General features: G+C 46.8%; 18 protein-coding genes and 1 riboswitch. Of the genes, 5 read left to right on the top strand and 13 right to left on the bottom strand.

Annotation, left to right across the window (positions count from 1 at the left end; translation table 11 throughout):
• Complete coding sequence (locus tag JWG88_RS00085) at positions 1–1,614, top strand: ABC transporter ATP-binding protein (protein ID WP_205231644.1); 1,614 nt, start codon at positions 1–3, stop codon at positions 1,612–1,614.
• Between the two features lie 2 nt (positions 1,615–1,616).
• Here JWG88_RS00085 and thiC read toward each other — a convergent pair whose 3' ends face one another.
• Entirely contained in the window at positions 1,617–2,939 is a 1,323-nt protein-coding gene (thiC, locus tag JWG88_RS00080; RefSeq protein ID WP_205231643.1) for a phosphomethylpyrimidine synthase ThiC, read from the bottom strand.
• Positions 2,940–3,031: 92 nt separating this feature from the next.
• Positions 3,032–3,245, bottom strand: a riboswitch (cobalamin riboswitch).
• Positions 3,246–3,426: 181 nt separating this feature from the next.
• Here thiC and uvrC point away from each other — a divergent pair.
• Complete coding sequence (gene uvrC, locus JWG88_RS00075; RefSeq protein ID WP_205231642.1) at positions 3,427–5,229, top strand: excinuclease ABC subunit UvrC; 1,803 nt, start codon at positions 3,427–3,429, stop codon at positions 5,227–5,229.
• A 135-nt stretch (positions 5,230–5,364) separates the two neighbouring features.
• On the opposite strand, the gene pruA is transcribed toward uvrC, so the two are convergent.
• From pruA to JWG88_RS21790, 5 genes are all read right to left on the bottom strand, one after another.
• A complete protein-coding gene (gene pruA, locus JWG88_RS00070; protein ID WP_205231641.1) occupies positions 5,365–7,005 on the bottom strand; it encodes an L-glutamate gamma-semialdehyde dehydrogenase in 1,641 nt (546 codons plus the stop codon).
• A 315-nt stretch (positions 7,006–7,320) separates the two neighbouring features.
• Positions 7,321–7,539, bottom strand: coding sequence for a MoaD/ThiS family protein (locus JWG88_RS00065; RefSeq protein WP_205231640.1), 219 nt, complete (start codon positions 7,537–7,539; stop codon positions 7,321–7,323).
• Entirely contained in the window at positions 7,533–9,239 is a 1,707-nt protein-coding gene (locus JWG88_RS00060) for an aldehyde ferredoxin oxidoreductase C-terminal domain-containing protein (RefSeq protein ID WP_205231639.1), read from the bottom strand. The genes JWG88_RS00065 and JWG88_RS00060 overlap by 7 nt, the downstream gene beginning before the upstream one ends.
• Before the next feature lie 69 nt (positions 9,240–9,308).
• A complete protein-coding gene (locus JWG88_RS00055) occupies positions 9,309–10,220 on the bottom strand; it encodes a proline dehydrogenase family protein (RefSeq protein ID WP_205231638.1) in 912 nt (303 codons plus the stop codon).
• Between the two features lie 109 nt (positions 10,221–10,329).
• Positions 10,330–10,461, bottom strand: coding sequence for a hypothetical protein (locus tag JWG88_RS21790; RefSeq protein WP_306793024.1), 132 nt, complete (start codon positions 10,459–10,461; stop codon positions 10,330–10,332).
• 668 nt (positions 10,462–11,129) lie between these two features.
• Here JWG88_RS21790 and JWG88_RS00050 point away from each other — a divergent pair.
• Positions 11,130–11,801 (top strand): GntR family transcriptional regulator, encoded by a 672-nt coding sequence (locus tag JWG88_RS00050; protein WP_205231637.1) that lies wholly within the window; start codon positions 11,130–11,132, stop codon positions 11,799–11,801.
• A 327-nt stretch (positions 11,802–12,128) separates the two neighbouring features.
• Here JWG88_RS00050 and JWG88_RS00045 read toward each other — a convergent pair whose 3' ends face one another.
• The 3 genes from JWG88_RS00045 to JWG88_RS00035 form a co-directional block, all read right to left on the bottom strand.
• A complete protein-coding gene (locus JWG88_RS00045) occupies positions 12,129–13,658 on the bottom strand; it encodes a trimethylamine methyltransferase family protein (RefSeq protein WP_205231636.1) in 1,530 nt (509 codons plus the stop codon).
• A 503-nt stretch (positions 13,659–14,161) separates the two neighbouring features.
• Positions 14,162–15,070, bottom strand: coding sequence for a DMT family transporter (locus JWG88_RS00040; protein ID WP_337833090.1), 909 nt, complete (start codon positions 15,068–15,070; stop codon positions 14,162–14,164).
• A gap of 152 nt (positions 15,071–15,222) precedes the next feature.
• Positions 15,223–15,963 (bottom strand): 16S rRNA (uracil(1498)-N(3))-methyltransferase, encoded by a 741-nt coding sequence (locus JWG88_RS00035; RefSeq protein ID WP_205231635.1) that lies wholly within the window; start codon positions 15,961–15,963, stop codon positions 15,223–15,225.
• Positions 15,964–16,135: 172 nt separating this feature from the next.
• Between JWG88_RS00035 and JWG88_RS00030 the strand changes: the two genes are divergently transcribed.
• Positions 16,136–17,398 (top strand): 3-deoxy-D-manno-octulosonic acid transferase, encoded by a 1,263-nt coding sequence (locus JWG88_RS00030; RefSeq protein WP_205231634.1) that lies wholly within the window; start codon positions 16,136–16,138, stop codon positions 17,396–17,398.
• On the top strand, positions 17,395–19,848 hold the full coding sequence (locus JWG88_RS00025) for a DNA internalization-related competence protein ComEC/Rec2 (protein WP_205231633.1): 2,454 nt from the start codon (positions 17,395–17,397) through the stop codon (positions 19,846–19,848). Before JWG88_RS00030 ends, JWG88_RS00025 begins: the two co-directional genes overlap by 4 nt.
• A gap of 22 nt (positions 19,849–19,870) precedes the next feature.
• Here the strand turns inward: JWG88_RS00025 and JWG88_RS00020 are convergent, their stop codons facing one another.
• The 4 genes from JWG88_RS00020 to selA all read right to left on the bottom strand — a co-directional run bounded on the left by JWG88_RS00020 (position 19,871) and on the right by selA (position 25,361).
• Positions 19,871–20,953, bottom strand: coding sequence for a type IV pilus twitching motility protein PilT (locus JWG88_RS00020; protein WP_205231632.1), 1,083 nt, complete (start codon positions 20,951–20,953; stop codon positions 19,871–19,873).
• A gap of 182 nt (positions 20,954–21,135) precedes the next feature.
• Entirely contained in the window at positions 21,136–21,828 is a 693-nt protein-coding gene (locus JWG88_RS00015; protein WP_205231631.1) for an LOG family protein, read from the bottom strand.
• Positions 21,818–23,956, bottom strand: coding sequence for a tetratricopeptide repeat protein (locus JWG88_RS00010; RefSeq protein WP_205231630.1), 2,139 nt, complete (start codon positions 23,954–23,956; stop codon positions 21,818–21,820). Before JWG88_RS00010 ends, JWG88_RS00015 begins: the two co-directional genes overlap by 11 nt.
• A gap of 4 nt (positions 23,957–23,960) precedes the next feature.
• Positions 23,961–25,361, bottom strand: a complete 1,401-nt coding sequence (selA, locus tag JWG88_RS00005; protein ID WP_205231629.1) for an L-seryl-tRNA(Sec) selenium transferase — start codon at positions 25,359–25,361, stop codon at positions 23,961–23,963.
• Between the last annotated feature and the right edge of the window lie 358 nt (positions 25,362–25,719).

Raw genomic sequence — 25,719 nt, 5'->3', positions numbered from 1 at the left:
ATGAATACTTTGCTGAAGATAGAAAAACTCTGTACCTGGTTTGAACAGGAATCATCGTCAAAATCACCAAGCTACACTCAGATTCTGACCGATATTTCCTTTTCCATCGCCAGATCTGAAACGGTGGCTCTGGTAGGTGAATCCGGTTCAGGAAAAACCGTGACCGCCCTCTCTATTCTCCGCCTGATCGAGCAGATAAGCTCGGTGAAGCAGACAGGCTCCATCTTCCTGGAAAATAAAGATATTTTCAGTTTCGAATACGAAGAACTCAGGAAATTGCGCGGCAATACCGTTGCCATGATCTTTCAGGAGCCGATGACTTCCCTCAATCCTCTTTATTCCGTCGGTAATCAGCTTATAGAACCGCTGATGCTGCACAGGGCCATGAATACCGATGAGGCTCTGCGTGAAGCCGCCCGCCTGCTGGACAGAACAGGTATACCAAACCCTGAAGAGAGACTGCGCTCATTTCCGCATCAGCTTTCCGGTGGCCAGCGCCAAAGGGTTATGATCGCCATGGCCATAGCCTGTAGGCCGAAGCTGCTCATTGCCGACGAGCCCACAACCGCTCTGGATGTGACCGTGCAGGCTCAGATACTTGAGCTGCTCAAGGATCTTCAGGATGAATTCAATATGGCAATTCTCCTCATCACCCATAATCTCCCTCTGGTGCAGAAGGTTGCCGATACCGTTCATATAATGAAAGATGGCAGGATCATAGAAAATGGAACAACCAGAGAGATTTTCGACGCACCGAAACATGACTACACCATAAAGCTGCTGCAATCCATTCCCTCATCCAAACCCGACCCTAAACCATTCAGTTCTCCGCTTGTCACTACCCAGGGGCTCAACTGTCACTTTACCCTCAAAGGCAGGCGAAGAAGATTATTTTCAAAAGATGTAACGATCATCAAAGCTGTCGATAATGTTAATCTGAGTATTGCCGCGGGCTCCACCTGCGGTATTGTCGGCGAATCCGGTTCGGGAAAAACCACCCTGGGTATGGCCATACTCAGGCTGACGCGCAGCACGGGAAAGATCCAATTCAACGGGCACCGGCTTGACAGTCTGCAGAACCGGCAACTGCGCCCATTGAGGAAACAGATGCAGATTGTCTTTCAGGATCCCTTTTCATCACTTTCGCCGCGATTGACTGTCGAGGATATTGTCGCCGAGGGACTCAAAGTCCATTCACCGGAGATATCCGCCGTCAACCGGCGGACCGCCGTCATGGAAATACTTGAAGAAGTGGGGCTGGAAGCGGAGATGGCCCTGCGCTATCCCCACGAATTCTCCGGGGGGCAGCGCCAGCGCATCGCCATCGCCAGATCGGTTATCCTCCGTCCCCAATTTCTTGTCCTCGATGAACCAACCTCAGCTCTGGACATGACGATCCAGGCGCAAATAATCAAATTACTGCAAGGCCTGCAGGATAAATACAACATGACGTATCTTTTTATTTCACATGATCTCAGAGTAGTTCGAGCTCTTGCCGATCAGGTGGTGGTCATGCAGCATGGCAATATTGTCGAGGCAGGTCCTGCCGCGGAAGTTTTTTCCGCTCCCCGGCAGGAGTATACCAAAAAGCTGTTCAATGCCGCCCTGGCCTGATATCAGTCCTGAACGTTACGACACTTTTCTAAACTGATATCATCCTTGAAGAGCGATATGCCTCTCTCCATTGCACAAAAATCCCCGCACATAGTACATGTGCTGGTATTTTCCGGAGTCCTGCTGCGCCTTACCTCTTCGGCTTTTTCCGGAAACATCAGCAGCTGAAAATGCTCCTTCCAGTCGGTATCACGCCGGGCCAGGGCCACTTTTTTTTCATGGTGGCGCCTCTCCGGATATTTGGCGATATCGCCGATGCGCGCAGCAAGACGGGTAGCCCGCAACCCTTCCCGGACATCGTCTTCATTAGGCAGGGCGAGATGCTCGGCAGGCGTTATGTAGCAAATCAGGTCGGCCCCATGCCAGGCTGAGCTTGCCGCACCAATGGCCGCGGTAATATGATCATAACCGGCTCCGGAATCGGCAGGCAATGGCCCCAGGACATAATAAGGCGCCCCGCCGCTCATGGCCTTCTCCAGCATTATATTGCCTTCAATTTCGTCGAGCGGCACATGACCGGGTCCTTCCACCATCATCTGGCAACCCATATCCCTGCCGAGTTCGGCAAATTCGCAGTTTATGATCATTTCCGCCATCTGCGCCCGGTCATGGCTGTCGTGGATTGCTCCGGCGCGGATACCGTTGCCCAGGGAAAGCACTGCGTCATATTTTTTCATCAATGCACACACCCTGTCAAACTGCTCATACAGGGGATTTTCAAGGTTATTGTATTCCATCCAGGAGACCATGAAGGTGCCGCCCTTGGAGACCAGACCGCCATAGCGATAGCCCTGGTTGCGTAGCCTTTCGATGGTATATCTATTGATACCGCAATGAATTGCCATAAAGGAGATGCCGTCCTCAAGCTGCCGCTCAATCAGCTCAAAAAGATATTCGGCCTCCAGTTTATTGGGGTTGCCGTATTTTGCCGCGGTTTCGGCAAAGGCCTGATAGAGTGGAACATTTCCTACTGGGAGTGAGCAATTTGCGAGAATCTCCCGGCGTATTAAATCGAGATCTCCACCGGTCGAGAGCTCCATCAGGGTGTCAGCCTGCTCCTGTTCCGCAATTTTCGCTTTTCGCACTTCAAGATCGATATCGAAGATATCCGATGAAGTGCCGATGGAGGCATTGACTTTAGTGCGCAAGCCTTTGCCGATGCCTACAATTTTCTGCTGCGGTCTATGCGGATGCACCGGAATGACGATATGGCCATCTGCCACTCTTTGCCTGATATCCTCTGCGGCAATACCTTCCTGTTCCCCGACCGCGCTCATCTGTTCGCTGATTTTGCCTTCTTTTGCCACTTCGATCTGTGTTTTCATTGCTGTTATCCTTCTTTAAGTATGGATAGTCCGCGGGCAAAAAAAAAGTCCATGGAAGAGCTGAACTCCACCATGGACTTGTCTGGACTACAAAGTCTTTTGTCTTACAGGCAGGTCTTCTGACTTGCGGATCGTCCTCCAGCTGAACCTTCCCGTCTTCTCACCGTCAAGATGAGTGCAACAGTGGTATATACAGCTTTTGTCCCCGCTTACAGCGCCGGCCCAACGTTACGGATTTGCACCGTATTCCCTTTTCATCACCGTCGATTTTACCATCCTGGTGACACCTGCAAGATATTTATTCACTCAATACCGGAAAGATGCTTCCATGTAAAGTGGAAAAATGGTTTTCTTCATGCTGAGTAACTATTCAAGGAAAACTGCCGGTTTTGGCTTCTTGCTGAATAGTTACCAGGCTGGTTGCATTGCCGCCGTGCAATGACTATAATATTTGACCGCAAATCAAAACTTTAAAATAATTTTTCTAATGTTTTCTCAAGATCTTATCAGCTCCATACCGCATTCCCCAGGCGTCTACCTGATGCTCGATTCCAAGTCCGCGGTGCTCTATGTAGGCAAGGCCAAGGACCTGGTCAAAAGGCTTTCCTCCTACAGCCGTTTCAATGGCGGCAGCCACAGCAAAACCTCCATTATGCTCGCCCAGGTAGACAGGGTCGATACCATCATTACCCGTACCGAAAAAGAGGCCCTTATCCTCGAAGCCTCTCTGATCAAAAAACATGCGCCGAAATACAATATTATCCTTCGCGACGATAAAAATTATCCGCTGATTAAAGTCACAGTCCAGGAAAAGTGGCCACGGGTGACGATGGCGCGGCGAAGACAAAAGGACGGAGCGCGTTATTTCGGTCCGTATTCCTCTTCATCGGCCATGTGGGCAACACTGCGACTCATATCGAAACTGTTTCCGCTACGGCGCTGCAAGGGCGGAAAACTGCAAACCAGGAAACGTCCATGCCTTAATTATCAGATGGGACAATGTCTGGCGCCTTGCTCCGGTCATGCCGATCAAAAATCATATATGGATAATGTGGCCAGGATAATTATGATCCTGGAAGGAAAAAATAAAGACCTTCTTGCTACTTTGGAGAGGCAGATGAAGCAGTACTCCGCCGCCTTCGATTTCGAGCGGGCTGCCAAAAAACGGGACCAGATAAGCGCCCTTTCCCGGACCCTAGAAAAGCAGGTGGTTTCCGCCGGTCATATTTGGGACCAGGACGTTTTCGGCTTCGTCAGGGAAGATGCTGCTGTGGCCATTGCGGTGTTGATAATCAGGGGCGGCCTGATCAGCGGCAGCAGAAGTTATTTTCTGGCGGACCCCTTCGGTGATGATCAGGCTATTGTATCCCAGGTACTCAACCAGTTCTATTTTCATGGCGACAATATTCCCAAAGAGATTATCCTGCCATTTGAGGTAGCGGATATGGAACTGCTCGCTGAACGCTTTACTGAGTTGAGACAGGCAAAGACGTCAATTATCATTCCCCAGAGAGGCGATAGAACCCATCTTCTCGGCATGGCGCAAACCAATGCCGCTCAACTTTTCGAAGAAAAAGAGAAAAAGGCACAATCCTGGAAATCTCTCTCTACATCACTTATCAAAAAGCTCAAGCTCGATACCGTTCCTGAATATATAGAGTGCCTCGATATTTCCAATCTAAGCGGCAAGGAGGCTGTCGGTTCTCTGGTCTGTTTTTATCAAGGAGGACCGGCCAAGGAAAGATACCGCCATTACAAAATACGCACGGTTGAAGGACCTGATGATTACGCCATGATGGCAGAGGTTTTGCACCGACGCTTCAGCCGGGCAATGGAGGAAGATAATTTCCCTCATCTGTTTATGGTGGATGGCGGCAAAGGCCAGCTCGGCATGGCCCTCAGAATTGCTCGGGAGCTGGGGATTGAACATCGACTCGACTGGCTCGGCATCGCCAAGGAAAAGGAATCGGAAGGCGAAAAACTGTATAAGCCGGGACGTAAAAATCCCATTCTGCTTGCTCCGCATGATCCCGTTCTTCTGCACCTCATGAGAATTCGCGACGAATCGCATCGCTTCGGCATTACCTTCCACCGCAAACTTCGCAATAAATCTACCCTGGCATCGGAACTCGACGACATCCCGGGTATTGGTCCGGCACGGAAGAAACAGCTGTTGAAAACCATGGGCAGCCTGAAAAAGATCAAACATGCAAGCCTTGAAGAACTAGGCACCGTCCCCGGCGTCGGCAAAGAACTGGCCGAAGAGATTTTTCAATTTTTCAGGCAATAGCAATAACTTTTTCACATTCCGGAAGGGAAAAGACTCCAGTTAAAAATGATTTCCTAAAGCATTCTTTCTACTTCCTGATTACCCTAATCTTCAGCTCAAGACCAGAAAATGCTGAGTTTCAGGGGTAACCAGATTCTACTTAGTCTTCATGAACGGATAGGAAAAATCCGTGGGAGCCACAAAGGTTTCTTTTATGGTCCTTGGAGAAACCCAGCGAAGCAGATTGGTAAAAGAGCCCGCCTTGTCATTGGTTCCTGAAGCCCGACCGCCGCCGAAAGGCTGTTGGCCAACCACTGAACCCGTTGGCTTGTCATTAATATAAAAATTGCCGGCGGTATTCTCGAGCTTTTTCAAGGCAAGGCTAACGGCCTCCCTCCTTCTTGCAAATATGGCACCGGTGAGTGCATATGGGGTTGACTCATCGCATAGTTCAAGCGTCTCTTCATATGTGGCATCCTCATAAACATACACTGTCAGCACCGGGCCGAAAATTTCCTCTACCATGGTCTTGAATCTCGGATCTTGAGCGAGAATGATCGTCGGCTCGATAAAGTAGCCGACACTGTCATCATAACCGCCACCGATGATCACTTCGGCATCAGGCTGATTTTTGGCGTGATCTATATATTTGGTTATTGAAGTAAAGGCAGAGCGATCAATGACGGCATTGACCAGATGTGTGAAATCCGTCGGTGGACCCATGGTTATTTTCTCATATCCACGCTCAAGTCCTTTCCTTACTTCAGGCCATAAACTTTTCGGGATATAGGCGCGGCTGGCCGCAGAGCATTTCTGCCCCTGGTACTCGAAGGCTCCGCGGATCAGGGCAGTGACAACCTGTTCCACATCGGCGCTGCTGTGGACAAAAACGAAATCCTTGCCCCCTGTCTCACCGACTATGCGCGGATATGATTCGTATTTTTCAATATTCTCTCCCACTGTTTTCCACATCTTCTGAAAGACTGCGGTGGATCCCGTGAAGTGAATTCCCGCCAGATGAGGATCAGCCAGGCATATCTCCCCCACCTTGGCTCCCGAACCGGGGATAAAGTTGATCACTCCATCGGGCAAACCGGCTTCTTCAAGAATTTTCATAAAAAGATAAGGAGTATAGACACAGGAGGAGGCAGGTTTCCAGACCACGCAATTTCCCATTATGGCGGGTGCCGTCGGCAAGTTTCCGGCTATTGCGGTAAAGTTGAAAGGAGTGACCGCAAAAACGAAGCCTTCAAGAGGCCTGTACTGCATATAATTCCAGATTCCCGGTGAGGATTTAGGTTGCTCCCTGTAAATCTGTTGAGCGAAATACACGTTAAAACGCAGAAAATCGATAAGTTCGCAAGCCGCATCAATTTCCGCCTGCAGTACATTCTTTGAAGTTGAGAGCATTGATCCGGCATTGATAAGGAATCTGTACTTCTGAGAGAGAAGATCGGCGGCTTTGAGGAAAATCGCACAGCGCTCTTCCCAGCGCAATGACTGCCACTCCGCCTGAGTCGATACCGCCGTATCGATAGCCATCCGTACCTCCTCGGTACCGGCCTTATGAAAATTTGCCAGCAGGTGCTTGTGATCATGAGGCATGACCACCCTTCCCAGGTCTCCGGTGGTGATTTCTTTTCCCCCGATAATCAGCGGAATCTCGATGGTCTGGGCAGCAGCCTCAGCAAGCGCCGCCTCAAGTATTATCCGCTCACTACTTCCGGGTGAATAGTCATAGACCGGTTCATTGCCTGGTTCCGGTATTTGAATGAGTGCGTTGTTCAGTAGATTCATAGCCGATTCCTTCTCTAAAATAGATCATTTTATAGATAGGCAGCAATCACCCATCCTGGTATTGCCTATGGAGATGTAAATCATGCATTCATCTGTAATCATAGGTACTTTCAAAATTTTTGACAGATAACAGATACGATTTTCAGCCGATCAGCTGCATTTTTTTTAAATTGTTCTAATTACAAGGTAATACCTGATTCAGGATTCTCAAAAAAGAATGTCTTGTCGCGGTGGATCAGAAGGGTAGGTTTAGTGAAAGTGAAGTGGTGGAAATTAAGGAGCATCAGGGGCTATGATCGCCCCTGATGCTGATCGCTACCCTCCCGAAAGAGCGGGAAAGACATCTATGGTATCATTTTCGGTGACCAGCGTTTCCGCCGTGATAACTTTGCCGTTCCGTATTGCGATGAAACCGCCAAGCTCGATTTTGGCGGTTTCAGCACATTTTTGCAAAACGGTTTCCAGCGATTGCGGCTGCGTCAGCTTCAACTCGACCACACCGGCCGCGCTGAGCTTAAAAATCACTGTTACCATTGCATAGCCTGGGCAGTCTCCTCATCGGTAATATCTACCTTTTCACCGGTTTCCGGTTGAGATTCCTCATAGAAGGATTCGGTGAATCGATGAGCATGAGCAGGTATTCCCGCATCGCTATTAAACTGATGCTCCAGCTTCAGTGTTTCTTTCACCATATCATCAAATTCCTTGTCGCTGATGACGACCCCAAATCTGGCCTTAATCAGATCCAGCAATGGAGTCATATCGTCGCGGACGGAATAACGAACAAAGTTGCACATCCCCATGGCATCCATGCGCGAGCCTATTACCTGGAATTTTTTGGACAACGCGACTTTTCCTTCTTTGCTGGTTGGATCTTCCTCATCGCGGAGAGTAAAGCCAAAGGTATGATCGGCACCCATGGGTGATGAAAGATAGGTCATGGCCATGCCTTTCGATCCCCTTGGTTCATAGGCGGGAACACCCTGGCCGAGGACATGCGGAGCATGTCGGACACCAAGCACCTGAGCCGCCACCTTACATCCAGAAGCCAGTATGCGGCCAAGCGGAGTCAGATTTCGTATCTCCTCCATCATCTGCACAGCGGCTTCATTGTCTCCAAACTCAGCGAGTCCCGCTTCCATGGCCACACCTATGGCAGCACCACAGTCGAGGGTATCGACCCCGGCATCATTGGCAATACGGTTCATTGTGGCAATGGTATCGAGGTTCTTCAGACAAAGATTGGAACCCATCAACGCCATAGTTTCATATTCCACCGGCGAGCAGAGCAGTTTGCCGTCCTTATCGGGATAGACATTTGAGCATTGGATGGCACAGGGATGCATACAGGCATGCTGGGTAAGGCCTTCTCCCCCTCTTTCCTTTATGGTATCGTACATGGTCTGGGCATTGATTTTTTCCGCCCCTTCCATAACACCATGAGTGAAGTTCCGGGTAGGTAAAACTTTCAGCGCCTGACAGATATCAACCATTGCAGCGGTGCCGTATTTTGTAAATTGAGAAGATACCGGGTTTTCACGCAGCAGCTTGATGATCTTCTTTGATCCTTCCTTGAACCCATCGGGATCGACATATTCAGGTTTGACCTCACCGTCGTTTTTAATCACAATGGCGATAACCTTCTTTGAAGCCATTACTGCTCCCAGTCCGCCCCTTCCCGCATAACGGGAACAAACGCCGTGCGGATCCGAGCAGGCTATACCCGAGGTGAGCAAAAGCTTTTCGGCAGCAGGGCCGATAGTGATGCAGCCGGCTTTGGGGCTGAATTTTTCACTCAACAGCTCCGATTTCTCGTAGACTCCTTTTCCCGCCAGGAATTCACCATTAATGAACTCAACATTATCTTTGCCAATGACGACCACCTGCCAGGAGGCGTTCCGAGGTGGCGCATCCTCCAGGGTTATACAGCGCAAACCCTGCTGCGCCATGCGGGTACCCACTATCCCTCCGGCGTTGCTTTCCTTGATACCGCCGGTCAAGGGGCTTTTGCCTCCGATACTGATGCGGTCCGAGCTCGATACCGTGGTGCCGCTCATGGCACCGTTGCAGAAGAAGAGAGAATTCTTTCTGCCAAGTGGTTCACAGTCAGCCGGTACTTCACGGCTGACGAGGCGGGATGACAAAGTTCTTCCACCAAGAAGATATTCCTTGGAAGAATGGGTCTCTTTTTTTACTTCACGGGTTGCGGTATTAATTCTCAATGTGGAAAACATCTGTTATCTCCCTTTTTAAAACCTGCAGATTTTAGCTTCTGCATACAATATTTCAATGTTCAGTCTATGTTAGCCTTTATAAAAAAGGGCTTTTATTATCACACTGGCCATTTCCGGATTCTCTTTCAGTCTCCGAGTGGAATAGCCGAACCACTTTTTGCCAAACGGGACATAGACGCGCATTCTGTGTCCCTGTTCTAATATCGATTTACGAAGTGCGGGGGTAACGCCGTAAAGCATCTGAAATTCGTATTTGTCCTTGGGTACTTTATATTTCTCGAGAAGTTTATAGGCCCCTTCGATAATGGGTTTATCATGGGTCGCTATTGCCGGATACATTTTCTCCTGAAACATCAATTCGATATCTTCCAGAAAATGTTTATTGACCTCTTCATATTTTTTATAGGCAATTGAGGCCGGTTCTACATATATTCCCTTACACAGTCGAAAATTGAGTGGAGCATCTTCACTATTGAGGTCTTTGAGGTTCTCAATATCCTGATGTGTTCGCTTCAGATAGGCTTGCAAAACCAACCCGACATTTTTGGGGAACTCTTCCTTCAATTTCCGGAAAAGCTCAATCTCCAAATCGGTACAAGGTGAATCCTCCATGTCAATACGTATAAAATTATTGTAGGAGGCTGCCTTTTCTACAATTTCCCGGATATGTCTATATGCCGTATCCTTATCGATCAGCAGGCCGAAAGAGGTAGGTTTTAGACTATAGTTGCCGTCAACATTTGCCTTTTCGGCAGCTTCAATTACCTCAAGATACTCGTGCTTATTGGCTTCAGCTTCATCGAGGTTTTTAATAAACTCGCCAAGCACATCGATCGTGGTCATGATGCCTTCAGCATTGAGATTTTTGGCAGCCTGCACTGCTTCCTCGATAGTTTCACCGGCTATATACTGTTTTGAGAAGACCCACACCACTTTCTCGGGTACATACGGCAAAATTTGAGATATAAGTTTATTAAACATTTTTCCTCTTCCTTCCTTCACAGGTTCTTTATATTATTTTTTCCCATATAAGGCAGCAAACACGTAGCTGTCTCGGTCTCTTTATATAACGACTCATCGGTTTCTGCGTTTACCTTTCATCAATTTTTTCCAGTGCAGCTTCTGGTGGTTTTTCTGTTTTCCTAACTGACAATGATAAAACACTCTCCCCTCGAATTATCTCCGCACCGGCAATCATCCCTGCCGGATTGCTCTTTTTCAATGAACTCCCTGCCAACATACTCTTGTTCATGACAATGCAATCGCAGAAATATTTTTCTGAACTTTTACCAAAATGAAATAATTCACTAATGAAGCTTCTTCTTTGTATCGTATTATTGTATACTATTTATGAACACCGTTGTACGTCACTGAAAAGCCACTGTCAAGAATTATCGCACATTTGGCTATATCAATGCAATTTTTCCTTGATATTGCTGCCGATAACCAAGACGACTTTACACATCAACGGCAACATTTTCAACATCCGGCTTTTCTGATTAAACAGTGGAACAGAATATACCCAACCCAACCGGTTAGATTATTTTATTGCCTATAAAACATGCTTGATATTGTGATCATATTTTAATGACTTGCTATTTTTTCTAAAGATAATCAATTTTGCAATAATTGGTCATTGCACAATTTTCGTTCTAGACAGGGACGGTAGCTTAGGATAATATTCGTTGTTTGGCCTGTGAAATTTAGTATTTTATTGAGATTTTTTTCTATTTAATCTGCTTAAGGTTCTAATCCAGCTCAGCTTGATTAGACGATATACTCTCAAGCTTTCGATATGACTTAAAGATCGGAGACAAAATATCACCGATAGCTCATTCAACAATATGGCCTATTTCATTTAGCCACAGCCAGGTTTTACGTATGATGAATATGGAACCAATTCGAGGAAATTCTGAAGACACAGTCTATCAAAAGATTAAAAATGCTATCCGAAAACGCTACATCAGACAGGGTAGTCAGCTCGTCGAGGGAAGCCTTGCTCAAAAGCTGGGAGTCAGCAGAACCCCGGTGCGCAGCGCCATAAAAAGGCTGGAAGCGGAAGGGTTGGTGAACAGCATTCCCAACAGAGGCGCATTTGTCATTACCCCTACTCTTCAGGAGATTGAAGAAACTTTTCTGGTTCGTGGTCATCTTGAGCAAATGGCCGTAAGGCTCACCGCACTGACTATCACAGCAGAACAGGTGGCCATTCTCAACGAGCTGATTGACGAAGAAGAAAAAGTTTTTAATCTACATAATTTAGATGAATATTATATCGTTAACGATACCTTTCATCAAAAAATTGCTGAATTCTCCGAAAACAGCGTACTTACCTCCTATATTGAGGAACTTCTCGACAGAACGAGGATATTTTTGATCCTTTTTGACCCCTTCAGTAAGTTATCCATAAGTCCCTCTCTGGAAGATCACAAAGCGATTATTAGTGCTCTTGCACAGCACGATGCAGATCTGGCGGCAGATGCTGTTGCAGCGCATATTCGCAGCTCGGTGAATGACCTGGAGACCGTGGATCTGGTGCCTGAGGATTATTTAAGTATTTAAAGCAGGATCCCACAGATCAAGAGAAAGCGGGTCACTAATGACAGAAAATTTCTGATGTAAAAAGCACACCAAAATGGACTCCTTATTACCAAAAATAGATTACATGGTCAAAAAGGAGCATTAATCTTTATTTTACCGAGGCCATTACCACCTCGCCATTCAAAATACCTGCCGTTCGATGTCTCCTGTTTATTCTCTTTGTAACTAGGAAAACAAAGGGAGTATTCATATTTATATAAGACAATTGATAGCAAACATTTACCTGTCGTCTGGTTTATCGGGGATTTCAACAATCACGGGGATTGATCCTCCCTTTGGCCATTTCAATCAGATTTCCTCGGTTGGTATATCTCCATCAGGAAACAGGGTATCCTGCAACTGGCTTACTCTCTCTCCTTTTGTGGTACGATCAATGTTCTTTTTGTGTTTCTGCAGAGAATTCCGGAACTCAGGATAGTAAACCTTCTTTTCGGACATCTCTATAAGCTGTTTTTGCCATTTCATGAAAGCGCCGGTATTGTTGAGGGTATGATCAGCATTTTTAGCCCCGCCTTTTACTGCAATTTCCCGGATTCCGCTGAGAACATGCTTGTCTTCGGGAAAATAGAGGGGTACGACAAAATCATGTCTGGTTTTAAGCATAATTCTGCGCGACTCTCGTTCACGCTCGCAGTCCTGAATAAATTTTTCCAGGCTGAAATAGTTCAGACTCCCCATGGCACCCATGGCATGACGCAGAATGTGGACACCGTATTCCCGCAAAGTGTTGCGGCTGAGTTCGGATTCCTCAACCGCCGCCGGGATATCGTTAATAATACTGGTGCTTCCGCCTGATTGCGCCGACGGAAAGCCGGTTACCCACATGTTCAGCCGGGCCATGGCTGAATTGATGATGGGCTGGCTGGGATCGCTGTAACAGAGATCGCCGCTGATCCCGAGAACATCGGGAATGCCGCCGTGAACGCAGCTCACATTCGGATTGATGGTCTGGGCCAGTATCATCATGAAGAGTACCTGAGCATGGATCTGGGTAAGCAGGGCTTCCGGACTTATCGGCCCTGTGGACCCGGCAATAGTGAGATCCAGCAGCAGCACATTGTTGCCGCTTTGAATGCTGCGAATAAAAGGAGCGACCATGGACGGCATGTAGGTCAAAGAAGTGATCAAACTGGTGCCGTCCAGCCAATCGTCCCGATTACGGAAATAGGCTGTTTCCTCATCGGTCATATTTTTCGTATAGGTCATTTTCAGATCGGAAAACTGCTCCATCAATCTGGAGCATTCGAAATCGTCTATCGACTTATCCGTAGCCACCGGAATGCTGAAGATACCAAGGGTATCCGTATATTCTGCAGCGGTTTGAACTATCTCCTCGAACTCCAGCCGCGTGGCCGGCGCCAGAACATCCTGACGATCGGGCCGCAGCAGGAACGGCGGGGTAGCACCTGTACCAAAGGCATTTTCTCCGGGATCTTCGGCCATGTAAGTGGGCACTTCGGCGAGGCACGAGTCGACGTATTCTTCAGTCAGGGGAATATAGAGCGAATGCTCGTTGTTGAAGTCGATAGCATCAGCATCCATTAATATTTTCATCAATTCAGGGTTGCTGGAGATATCAATTCCTATTTCGGTGAGTACGCGTCTGGCATTGCGGTCGATTCTTTTATAGATTCTCTTTTCTCGACTAAGCGCATCCATGTCCTGGATTCTTTCCCTTGCAATTCCTGCCTCTGGACTATTTGGGTAGATTTCAACGATTTTGCTGTAGTATCTCTTGGCATTTTGAAACTCGTAGCGTTGTTCATTTGCCACCGCCGAATCGAAAAGTGCAATTATTTTTTTTGCCCGTGTTCTCATGATTCACCGTATCCTCTGCCTTATAAATGTTTGGATCTCTTTGTTAAAACATATAGTTCATATCTCTCCTTGTACTTTTGTTTCCATACTTCAATAAATTCCGAGCAGCCTCTTGAGAGTTTACCGCACTAAAATTCTAACTGACTCCGAAATATTTTCCAGGTAACGTCTCGTGTGTTTATCCAGAAGAACTGCTTCACATAAACGCTGTGTCGTTTCCTCGTCATTATAAATACATATATTATCTTCATGACTCATTGAGTCATACATTACAACAATATTCTTTTTACAATGATTGCCAATGATTATTGGCATTATTTTTATTGAAGCATTTGCTATAGCTTAAATTACAATTTTTCAGGAACTTACAACGGAAATAGTTCCAGGAATTCTGAATATCAGGGTTAAATATTTCGCGAAGATACAAAGAAGCTACGAAGAAAGGCATCGTGAAAAATGGAGGCTAGATAAACGACGGCTGCCGAATATGATATCGGCAGGAACTAGCTCTGTTGCATTTCCTTGGATTTTTGCTGCGTCAACCAGACTCCCATCATTACCACCGCAGCGGCAAATATCTGATTCCGTGCAAAGCTTTCATCAAGTATGAGCCATCCCAGAAGGACACTGATCACAGGTATCAGATTGACATATGAGGCAGCTTGGCTTGCAGGAATATATTTAGCTCCGTAGTTATAGAGCCCATAAGCACCGAGGGTAATAACCGCTCCCAGATAGCAGATCGCCAGGGTAGATGGCACACTCAGTGAGGATGGTAGTGTCGTGGTTGGCAGAAAGAGAAATGGAAAATAAAAAATGCAACCGACAAAGGCCTGTATGGCGGTGAGAAAAAATGGAGAATAGCGCAATACCAGATGACGCAGAGTTACCATATAGCCGGTGGCGCAAATCATTGCCACAAATTCAAAAAAGTTCCCCAGAGCCGGATTTGGTGCATTCTCCACAGGGGAGCTTTCAAGAGTAAGCCAGAGCACTCCGGCAATGGCGAGAACTGCTCCCAGCCAGCCTTTGATCCCTGTTTTCTCTTTGAGAAGTAATGACGCTGAAACCATAACCATAATTGGTAGAGTCGCAGTGATAATACCAGCCTGGGATGCCGTTGTATAAACAATGGCTTGGGCTTCAAAGAGAAAGTAGAGACATGGCTCACAGAAAGCCATAAATAGAATACGGAGATAGTCTCCTTTTTGATAGGTAAAAGACCTGCGAAAGCGAAAGCCAATAATCAGAAAGCACATACTTGCCACCAGCATTCGGCCGAAAATGACAACCATAGGATCATATGCACGAAAGGCAATTTTCAGGGCGACAAATGAGCTGGCCCATAGCATCATGGCTGTCAACAATCCAAGTTGAGGCAATATTTTTCCTAGACCTACAATAGCTTTCACTGGTTTTCTCACGACTGAAAGTCAACTACAACAAGGGAGTTAAATAAGGAAAATGGATATACACGCAAATCTGCAATTATGCAATGAATGCAGGCACAGAAATTTCTAACCGCTGCAGTTATCCTTTTGCTGTTGCCATAAACTCACTCTCATTAACCCTCGATTCCAGCCATAGCGCGGCCGTGGATATTGACCACTGCCGTATCTACCTTGAGGATTCGCGGTCCTATTGAAAACCCCTCGAAACCATAAGCTTCCAGTTTTTCGGTCTCGAAATCCACCCATCCACCTTCCGGACCAATGGCTACAAGAATTTTGCCGCTACCGGGACCAAGGAGTTCGCCGAGAAGCTTTCTTCCGGCAGGATGGGCATAGAGCAGGTATTTATATTTGTGGGAAATCGAAGGAAAGAAATCTTCGATAAACGGTTTGAATCGCTTGTGAAAGAAGATACTTGGGAAAACAGTGTCGACTGACTGCTCAAGTCCAGAGATCAGATGCTGCTCATACTCCTCCGGCTCCAGCAGACCTGCATCCCAGAAGCTCTTCTCGACACGTGCGGCATTGACGACATGCAGTGTTTCCACACCAAGGGAGGCTATCTGAGCGAGAATGCGGCGCAGCATTATCGGCCGCGGCAGGGCCAGCAATAGATCAACCGGATTCTTATCCGGGGGCATGGAGGTAAAAATCCCTTCGAGTTCCACCGAGAAAGGGAATTTCCTTTTTATACCGAGTATCTTTGCCGTACCAATTTTTCCGTTAATGATTCCGATCTTTACTATATCACCGATCTCACTTTTAAGAACTTTGACAATATGCTCAGCTCTGCGATCGATAAGAATAATCTTTCCCTGGATTATCTCTTGTTCGCCAACCAATATTATATTCATATATTTCCTTCCTGAGCACCAGAGCCAGCAGTAGTCAGCTTTGCGGCGGACAAGTGCAGACCCGCCGTTCAATTACAAGTTTTCTTTTAATGCCTGCACTTTCTTTTAATCCTTACGCTTTCCCGGGGAACGACATTATGGTATTATGCCGCTCCAGAATGGAGGGTAAAATTTGCTGATATTTTATAATCTCTTACATATAGTATTACTCATACTTTTTTTTCCGCTGCTCTGCCTCTATATAGCACTGCAGGAAAAATACCGTAAGAATATTCCCAGGCGTCTGGGTTTTGGTCTGCGAAAGAAGTTATCCAGGCTGAAATCCCGAGAACGTGTCATCTGGATTCATGCCCTTTCCGTAGGCGAGGTTACCTCTGCCCTTCCTCTTGTTTCCGGCTTGAGAAAAGAACTTGATGATACCACGCTGATCTTCTCGGCCTCCACCCGAACCGGTTATGAACTCAGTAAAAAAATGCTCTCGCCCTATTGCGATCGGATAATTGCCTTTCCTCTGGATATACTGCCGGTGTGCTCATATTATATAAACCGCATCTCACCGGACCTTTTTATCCTGGTCGAAACCGACTTCTGGCCCAATTTTCTCCGACAGCTTGAAAAGCGAAACATTCCGGCGCTTCTTGTCAATGGCAGAATATCACGGCGCTCCATGAAAAGATATCAGCGATACTCCTTTTTCTTTTTACCGATGTTTCAATCGCTTCGTTTTCTTGCCGTGCAGACCGAAGCTGACAGCCAGCGTTTTATTGACTTCGGCATTGATAAAAACAGGGTCTGCAAATTAGGCAATCTCAAGTTTGAATCACTGCCCCCTCAACATATGGATATTGCCGCCGGCTTTCTCAGGAATAATAGAAAACCATTGTTCATTGCCGGATCGACCCATCCAGGTGAAGAGGCTCTTCTTCTTGAAGCCTTCCTGGTATTACGGAAAACTCATGATTTCAAGATCATCATCGCTCCAAGAGACATACAGAGAGCGGAGGAAATTGCCCTACTGGCAAAATCTACGGGCATAGATCCGCAGCTGCGCTCGAAAGAGCAGGAATTCACCACCGATCTATTCATCCTTGATACAATTGGTGAACTGGTTTCCTTCTACAATCAAGGAGATATCTGCTTTGTCGGTGGAAGCCTCGTCAACGCCGGAGGGCACAATCCGCTTGAACCCGCAGCCCAGGGCAAACCGGTTATCTTCGGCATCTATATGGAGGATTTTGAGGAAATAAGTGAGGATCTCATTGCCTGCGGCGGTGGTTTCAGTGTTCCGGACCAGGAGATATTCATAGCCGTCCTCGATACGCTTCTCCAGGATCCAGACTATCGCAGACAAAGCGGAGATGCCGCACTCAGATGTGTCCTGAAAAATCGGGATGTCGTTAAAAACCATCTGGAATTCATCAAGGAAATCATTTGAGCCCTTCCCGAATACTTCGCTCTCATCTTATTGTCGCTATTACTCTCTCCTACATCTCGGGAATTGTTATCTCCCATGGTTTCCCGCAATATGATCACCATTCCCTAACCCTGATCACATTTGCACTGCTCCTGCTTTTCTCCGCCTGCAGACGGATCACGGCTGCCCATCTATTGCTGCTGCCGCTCTTCCTGCAGATTGGACTCTATGCCGGCAGCGAAGCACAGAATCCTCCAACCTCCCTGACTCATATTTTCAATAATCTCAATAATCAGGAAGAATTTCTGGTGGTGGGAAAAGTCAAACACCTTTTCAGCTTTAATGGCGAGGTGACCAGGTTTGATGTTGATCCTATCTTGATACGTACAGCGACCTCCGAATATCAATCGTCGCACGGCACCATTCGCTACGCCATCAAAGAAAGGCTTCCGTCCTCTATTCTTCCGGGAAAAACCATTGCTGTCCGGGCAAAACTTCAAGAACCGCAGAGATTTATGACTCCGGGAAGCTTCGACTATCCTGCCTACCTTGCCAATCAGAATATCTATGTCACGGGGTATGTCTCTTCACTTTTGCATGTTGTGGTTGTGCACAACAGTACATCTTTCTCAGAGGCACTGAGATACTTCCCTGAACTTCTCCGGGAGAGGATAAACAGAGCTATTGATGCGGGCCTCAGCGGTGAGCCGGCAGCAGTCTACAAGGCTCTTCTCACCGGGGACAGATCTGCCATCTCGCCCTCCACTCTTGAGCTTTTCAAAAATGCCGGCGTATTGCACATACTTGCTATTTCCGGAATGCACATGTCGCTGCTTGGAGTTTTCCTCTTTACTATCTTCTTTTGGCTGTTGCGCCGCTCGGAATGGCTTATCTTCAGGATCAATACAAAAAAAACTGCTGCAATACTCTGCATTGCCCCTCTTCTCTTCTATGCACTTATAGCCGGCGCCAAAGCACCAGTACTGCGTTCATTTATAATGAGTCTGATCGTTATTCTTGCCATCTGCTCGGGAAAAAAACATTCCTTTGTTCCACTGATATCTTGTGCGGCGCTTTTCCTTCTAATTCTCTCTCCGGGGTATCTCTTCTCACCATCTTTCCAGCTGACCTTTTCCGCCGTGATGGCAATTGCAGCAGCAGTTCCGTTAATATTCAAAATTAACGGGAGGATAAAGGATGCTCTTACGCGAAAATGGCCGATAACAGCTGTTACCTGGGTAGTTGCGGCGATGGGCATCTCTTTGGCCGCAACTCTCGGAACTGCACCGCTTCTAATCTATCATTTCAATAGAATTTCACTCGTCGGCGTTGCCGCCAACCTCATTATCGAACCCCTCATTTGTCTCTGGAGTCTGAATATCGGTTTTATCGCCAGCGCTGTTCTTTTTATTTTTCCCATGGCGGCGGATTTCCTCTTCGACATTGGCGGAATAGGTATTTCTCTTGCTGTCTCGGCAACTTCTCTGTTCAAGGCAATCCCCAACTCGTCAATCTATCTGCCTGCACCCTCAATTCTATATATCTATCTATATTATCTCAGTTTTTTACCTTTTTTCCTCAAAGAACATTATCCTGCGCGCTACCATCTCCCCTCACTGCTCCTCCCGGCCGTGGCTCTTTTATTCCTTGCCTGGCCTCCAGGAGAAGTCACAAAATCATTGACCAAAGAGTCGACTATCGCTTACCTGGATGTGGGACATGGCAGCTGCACCTTTATTGAAATGCCTGGTGGAAGGAGGCTGCTCATCGATGGTGGCGCTATATCCTCACCGGCTTTTAATATAGGAGAAAGGGTAATTGCGCCCTATATATTCAGGCGGGGAATCGGCAGAATAGATGATATCGTCATAACCCATCCCGATAGCGATCATTATAACGGTCTCATTTTTATTTTACGTCACTTTAAGGTGAAAACTTTATGGCTTTCCCAGAAAGATTACGATGCAGAGGGCTGGAATCGGCTTCTTCTTACTGCTGCCGAGAAAAATGTCACGGTTAAGATCCCTCTCTCAAACACGATTCTTCACCAAAACGGCGATGCTTCTCTTACAGTACTGACCAATACTTCTACCCCTTCTGCCATCACCAGCAATGACAACGGCCTGGTGCTCAAGTATAGACACGGTAGCTTTTCCGCACTTTTCCCTGGAGATATTTCCGCGAAAATGGAAGAACACCTTGTCACCGATCAACTGGATCTTAAAGCAAACCTTCTTCTCGCCACTCACCACGGTTCATCAACCTCGAACTCGGAATTATTTGTCGATAAGGTCAGGCCCGATGTTATGGTGGTTTCATCCGGCAACCATGGAACATTTCCTGCCCCGTCTGTGCTGGAAAGGTGCCGAAGACATCATGTTGCCGTGCTGCCGATCAAAACAGCGGGAACAGTGACGGTTACAACGAAAAAAGGAGAGTACCATATAGATACTCTCCTTTCGCTTGATTAATACGTAAAGTGCCTAAATCACATCAGACATCGGTAAAATCGGTCGGCGGTTTACGCAGGTATTTGACAAATTTGGCCTTTTCAACGCAATTGGAATAGGCATCATCTGCACTGATCATTTTCTTATCAAGAAATGTCATAATGGCATCATCAAGCGTCTGCATACCGAATTTTTTTCCTGTCTGCATGGTTGAGAGTATCTGATATGTCTTACCCTCTCGAATAAGATTGCGGACGGCCGGGGTCGCAATAAGAATTTCAAGTGCAGCGCAGCGCCCCTTGATATCTTTTCGCTTAAACAGTGTCTGGGAAACCACGGCCTTGAGTGCATCTGCCAGGGTGGATCGCACCTGCCCCTGTTGATTTGCCGGAAAAATCTCAATGATCCGGTCAACCGTCTTCATGGCATTCAAAGTATGCAGGGTACCGAAAACGAGGTGCCCGGTCATGGCCGCTTCCATCGCCAGAGATATGGTTTCGAGATCGCGCATCTCCCCGACCATAATAATATCGGGGTCCTCACGTAATGCCCCCCGAAGGGCCGCGGTAAAACTTTTGGTATGCGTCCCGACTTCCCGATGATTGATGATGCACTTCTGACTGGTATGCACAAATTCGATGGGGTCTTCAATGGTGAGAATATGATCCTTTCGGTTTTTGTTTGCCTCATCGACAATGGCAGCAAGAGTTGTAGATTTACCCGAGCCTGTGGGTCCGGTCACCAACACCAGTCCTTTCGGCAGATGCGCGAGACGGGCGATTACCTTGGGCAGCCCCAGCTGCTCGCAGGTCATTATCTCACTGGGAATTTCACGGAAGACCGCTCCTACTCCATATTTCTGTCTGAAGAAGTTACAACGATAACGGGCAAGCCCTGGAATTTCATAGCCGAAATCGATGTCACCGTTCTCTTCAAATGCTTTAATTTTTTCTTCCGGGCAGATCTCATACAGCATTGCCCGAAGTTCATCATTGTTAAGCCGTTTAAACTTTACTCGCTCCATATCTCCGCGAATACGCAGAATCGGCTGTTGATCGGCAACCATATGAAGATCAGAGGCACCCTCATCGTTCATAAGTTTAAAAAACGCATCTATTTGAGCCATGTGATAACCTCTTTAACATCTATGAATAATTATCATAATCCAAATCAGAAACTTTAAAAATCCTCGCTCCGCCGCCAAACCATAGGATGTTATCAGACAGGCAAATTAATACCAGACATGTATTCCAAAGGAATCAGTTCGACTAAGATAACATATTCAAAAAAATAATTGCATTCAATCTTTTACGCTACGACATTACTGGTTATATATTGCAGTACATCCTCGACCTCATCCAAAACCTTAAAAAGCGAGGTATCATCTGCATGAATGTTTCCCCGGGCCAGAAGGGCATCTTCCATCCAGTTGACAAGTCCGCTCCAAAACTCCGAGCCGAAAAGGACGATGGGAAAGGGGCGCACCCGCTGGGTCTGGATCAGTGTCAGCGATTCAAATAGCTCATCGAGAGATCCAAAACCTCCCGGCATGCAGATAAATGCCATGGAATACTTCATCAGCATAACCTTCCTCACAAAAAAATACTTAAAATCAAGAGGAAAGTTTGTATAGGGGTTGGCTTCCTGTTCATGCGGCAGAGCTATATTCAAACCGATGGAAATCCCTCCTGCCTCGAAGGCTCCTTTATTGGCGGCTTCCATTATTCCAGGACCTCCTCCGGTAATGACTCCGTATCCGGCCTTTGCCAGCTCGCCGGCCAGGGTTTCCGTAATCGTATAATAAGGATCATTCTTCGCTGTCCTGGCTGAGCCATAGATGGTGACGGCGGGAACATCGATTGCCGAAAGTGCATCAAATCCATCTACAAACTCCGCCATGATTCTGAACATCCTCCAGGAATCGCCTACAACGGTATTATCCAGATTATATTTTGGTTCCCGCGAGACCCTTCTGCGGTCTTTACTGATTTCAAAGTCCATCTAATTCCTCTTCTATTGTATGAGCCTGAGCTGCTATGTCGTTATCCAGAGCTGTATTTTCCAGTAACGTCTTGATCCAAAACCTCGCCCTTTTTACCTGCCCCTCCTCTTTATAATTGAGAGCGGACAATAGTTGAGCCTCTGTCCTGGTGGTCTTATTACGTAAACATTTTTTCAGTGTTGCTCTGGCTTCACCATGAAGCCTGCAGGCAATCTGCACTTTCGCCAGATACATTTTCAAGTTAATATTATCCGGTTCAATAGTGGTGCTCTTCTCACACAAGGTGAGGGCAATATCATCGCCCTCCTTATTTATCAAATAAACAAGGCCGAGCAATCCCATGGACTCCGCATCAAATTCGTAATATTTCAAGGCTCTCTGTAGCCAAATCATGGCTTTATCATCCTGCCCGAGACCGTGGTATGATCGTCCCAGATAGGGCAAAGCTTTTTCCTTCGGCTTCCCCCCACTCTGCTTTTGATACCAGGGCAGAAGTACATCTACGGACTCGCCGTACCGGCCGTCCAGACAATATAATCGGCCCAGATGAAAAGCAAGATCATCTTTTTCCTCAGAAAACTCGGTGTCCTGGCACCAGGCGCGCTCAAAACAGTCAACGGCATCGCTCTGCCTGCCATTGAGCTCAGCCCCAAGACCGGCATTATAGAGAGCCATAAAATTGGTGGGATCAAAGGAAAGAACTTTCTCAAAGCATTGAAGTGCTTCCCTGTGCTTATCCATATCCGCATAGGATACTCCAAGGCTATTGAGAAGATTGGTATCCACCGGGTCGCATATCAACCCAGTTCGGTACTCCCTCACCGCTGAGGTAAGATCTCCCTCAGCATAATATATATCTCCACTGACATTCAAACTTACAGCATTAAAGACTGCACTGCCACATGGACCGAAGAAGGAGGCGTGATGCAAGGCCTTTCGGCAGTTAAATACAGTCTGGCTTTTGGTGAAAGAAAAATGAGGGAAACAAGCCACGCCAGTCAGGATATCCCCCACATCTAGAGCCGACAACCATTTTTTGCTCCGACGTAGGGCTTCCTGGGATCCGGTTTCCGGCAGGAAAACATACACATCCTGGCCTTCACAAATGACGCTGTTATCAATAAGACTGGCTGCTAAAAATTCGGTATCTTTACTTTGTGCAGATTGAAATTGTACAATGGAGAAATGTTCGACTCCCTGCCATCGTCTTCTGAATTTTGCCAATAAAGCCTTAGAGGGCTTCCGCAGAGGATGTTCTTCGGGGTTTCGCAATCGATGATAATCACACAGGGAAAAAGGTCCTCTTTTTCCGGCAGTCTGTAGGGCGAAATACGCCTGTTCAACTGCTTCGCGATGAATATTTGTATTTTCCAGGTCAATCAGTTCATTTTCCCTGCGCATTCCAATATGTATTTTTCTAAAACCATCACTGCGCAACCAGGATAATATTTTGCGGCCAAGGATAAGACAGCTCTTCCTCTCAACAAAGCTGCCGATTACGCCGAAGAGATGATTTCCCAAATAAAATAACGGCAATTGGCAGTCAATACAGCTTCTTAATGAACGAACCGCCTTAGCAGTATGGATTTGAGACTCTCTCGAGGAACGTGCCCTGGGGAAAAGCTCGACAAGCAGGATCGAGGGCAGGATATCCCCCGGGAACCGCTCAAGCGTGTTATAGAACACCCTGCTGTTCGGCAGACCAGTCTCCGGGTCAATTCCTGCACCCTTAATCAGCAAAAAATTCCAGATAACAGTTTTTCGGAATTCCTCCAACCAATCGCTTGAGACATGATTACTAAAGTAAGAATCGACCCCGCTGATGACGGCGATACACTCCCGTTCTTTCATGGGGATCGTGAAAATGATTGCCTGATTGGCGCAATAGCAGAAGTGATCGTGACTCTCCTGGGTCTCGCATCTATTAAAGTAGCCTTCCATCTTTTTCAGGGTTTCGAAAGACGATACATATTGCTCAGCGTCTATCACATTGTCCTTGTTAAAAAAAAGAAGGTTTTCAAAACATGGAATCTTTTCCGCTACAACTTCTCTATAGGAGGAGTAAAAAAGGTGGAGATCTTCTTCTTGTAATGGCTCGACCGGGGCCGGATGGTTTAAAGACTGCATCAAATCATTTTATAAAATATTCTGTTAAAAGAAGGGTAAGTTCTGCAATGTCAGTATCCAGGATAGTGCGGAAATCAATCAAAAAACGATTGTCTTCTATGCGGCCGATCAGCGGAAGAGCACTATCACGCATGTCGCTTTCGAACCTGTTAAGAGAAACCTCGGCAGGACACAGCTGCAGAGCCCAGCTTTCGAGACCATAGGCGGGGATGGCGCCGCCTCCTGTTTGGGACATGGTCGGCTGCAGGGAAAATGTACAATTTTCTATACTCGCTTTCTTTAATTTTCTCAAAACCTTTTGCGCTCTCTTTTTAATGAGACCCGCCTCCTCAGTCAGCATTCTGAGTGTGGGAATATGCAGAAGGGCCTCGTCGAAATCATAATAGGTGCGCAGAATACTCTCCAGTGAAGCCAGAGTGAACTTATCTATGCGAAGGGCTCGATTCAGGGGGTTTTTCTTTACCTGCTCAACCACCTCTTTTTTACCGACTATGATACCAGCCTGTGGACCGCCCAGAAGCTTGTCGCCGCTGAAGGTAACTATGTCAGCTCCTGACTTGACGACCTCCTGCACCGTCGGTTCTTTCGGGAGGCCGAACGGGGAGAGATCGAGCAGGCAGCCGCTGCCGAGGTCCTCCATCACTCGGATATTCCTATCCCGAGCCAGCGTTACCAACTCTTCGGTGGACACCTGTTTGGTGAAACCCAGTATCCTGAAATTGGAAGTGTGAACTTTAAGCAACAGAGCAGTTTCTTCAGTAATGGCTCGTTCATAGTCATAAAAGTGTGTCCTGTTGGTTGCTCCGACCTCGATCAGTGTAGCCCCGCTTTTCGCCATCACATCTGGAATTCGGAAAGAGCCGCCTATCTCTACAAGCTCGCCCCGTGAAACAATAGCCTCTTTTCCGTGGGCAAGAGTATCAATAACAAGAAGAACGGCTGCGGCATTGTTATTCACTACAAGCGCGGCTTCAGCCCCGGTGAGTTCGCAGATGAGTTGTTCCACGAGAGAATAACGACTGCCTCTTTTTCCGCTGCTGAGATCAAACTCAAGATTTGTATAATGCCGGCTGCATTGGACAAGTTGTTCAGCCGCCTTATCGGAGAGCAGAGAGCGTCCGAGATTAGTATGGATAACAACCCCGGTGCCATTGATGACTCGCCTGAGATTATACCTCAACCCTTGTTTTACTTGGGAGAGGAAGAGATTTTGCCATTGCTCATCGGTGAGCGCAGTGTAATTATCAACGTCGCTTAATATCTTTCGCCTTTCTCTTTCGATGCATTGTCGAACAATATTTTTCAATTGAACTGAAGAAATTTTTTCTGGAATAACGGGATAAAGGCGGACCATACTTTCGTCGACCTTCGGCAAGCTCCTCAACAGTTCTTTTTTCTTTTCCATTATACGTTTTAGAGTGATAAAATATTAAGTAAGGTAGAGTTTGGTATTGTCGTTTTCGGCTATCGTCATTCAAGCTGAAACAATCATAGATTTTGAATAGCAGGATTTTTCATTTTTTGCAGTAATATACGGTTATAGATGCAATATACCATTTCAAGCCTAAATATTCACAAAAAAGGCGTTGACAGTCTGAGGGCGATAATGTAGGTTTGCTCGGTCCTTGGGGCGCGAGTGATCGGCAACGATTTGAGCGCAACGGAGGCAGAAATAAACGAGAAATAAATCTTGACAGAGTTTTTAGAATCGATTAGATTAAATATCTCGTCGCGACATCAGTCGCAACCCACGAAACATCTTT

This window comes from Desulfopila inferna (assembly GCF_016919005.1).
Classification (GTDB): domain Bacteria; phylum Desulfobacterota; class Desulfobulbia; order Desulfobulbales; family Desulfocapsaceae; genus Desulfopila_A; species Desulfopila_A inferna.
The sequence above is the reverse complement of the archived record's forward strand: the minus strand, read 5'-3'. Positions and strand labels throughout refer to the sequence as shown.

What these genes read in the sequence shown, in the direction of transcription:
- JWG88_RS00085 (WP_205231644.1), top strand. Translation starts at nt 1, where the DNA reads ATGAATACTTTGCTGAAGATAGAAAAACTCTGTACCTGGTTTGAACAG.
- thiC (WP_205231643.1), bottom strand. Translation starts at nt 2,939, where the DNA reads ATGAAAACACAGATCGAAGTGGCAAAAGAAGGCAAAATCAGCGAACAG.
- uvrC (WP_205231642.1), top strand. Translation starts at nt 3,427, where the DNA reads ATGTTTTCTCAAGATCTTATCAGCTCCATACCGCATTCCCCAGGCGTC.
- pruA (WP_205231641.1), bottom strand. Translation starts at nt 7,005, where the DNA reads ATGAATCTACTGAACAACGCACTCATTCAAATACCGGAACCAGGCAAT.
- JWG88_RS00065 (WP_205231640.1), bottom strand. Translation starts at nt 7,539, where the DNA reads ATGGTAACAGTGATTTTTAAGCTCAGCGCGGCCGGTGTGGTCGAGTTG.
- JWG88_RS00060 (WP_205231639.1), bottom strand. Translation starts at nt 9,239, where the DNA reads ATGTTTTCCACATTGAGAATTAATACCGCAACCCGTGAAGTAAAAAAA.
- JWG88_RS00055 (WP_205231638.1), bottom strand. Translation starts at nt 10,220, where the DNA reads ATGTTTAATAAACTTATATCTCAAATTTTGCCGTATGTACCCGAGAAA.
- JWG88_RS00050 (WP_205231637.1), top strand. Translation starts at nt 11,130, where the DNA reads ATGGAACCAATTCGAGGAAATTCTGAAGACACAGTCTATCAAAAGATT.
- JWG88_RS00045 (WP_205231636.1), bottom strand. Translation starts at nt 13,658, where the DNA reads ATGAGAACACGGGCAAAAAAAATAATTGCACTTTTCGATTCGGCGGTG.
- JWG88_RS00035 (WP_205231635.1), bottom strand. Translation starts at nt 15,963, where the DNA reads ATGAATATAATATTGGTTGGCGAACAAGAGATAATCCAGGGAAAGATT.
- JWG88_RS00020 (WP_205231632.1), bottom strand. Translation starts at nt 20,953, where the DNA reads ATGGCTCAAATAGATGCGTTTTTTAAACTTATGAACGATGAGGGTGCC.
- JWG88_RS00015 (WP_205231631.1), bottom strand. Translation starts at nt 21,828, where the DNA reads ATGGACTTTGAAATCAGTAAAGACCGCAGAAGGGTCTCGCGGGAACCA.
- JWG88_RS00010 (WP_205231630.1), bottom strand. Translation starts at nt 23,956, where the DNA reads ATGCAGTCTTTAAACCATCCGGCCCCGGTCGAGCCATTACAAGAAGAA.
- selA (WP_205231629.1), bottom strand. Translation starts at nt 25,361, where the DNA reads ATGGAAAAGAAAAAAGAACTGTTGAGGAGCTTGCCGAAGGTCGACGAA.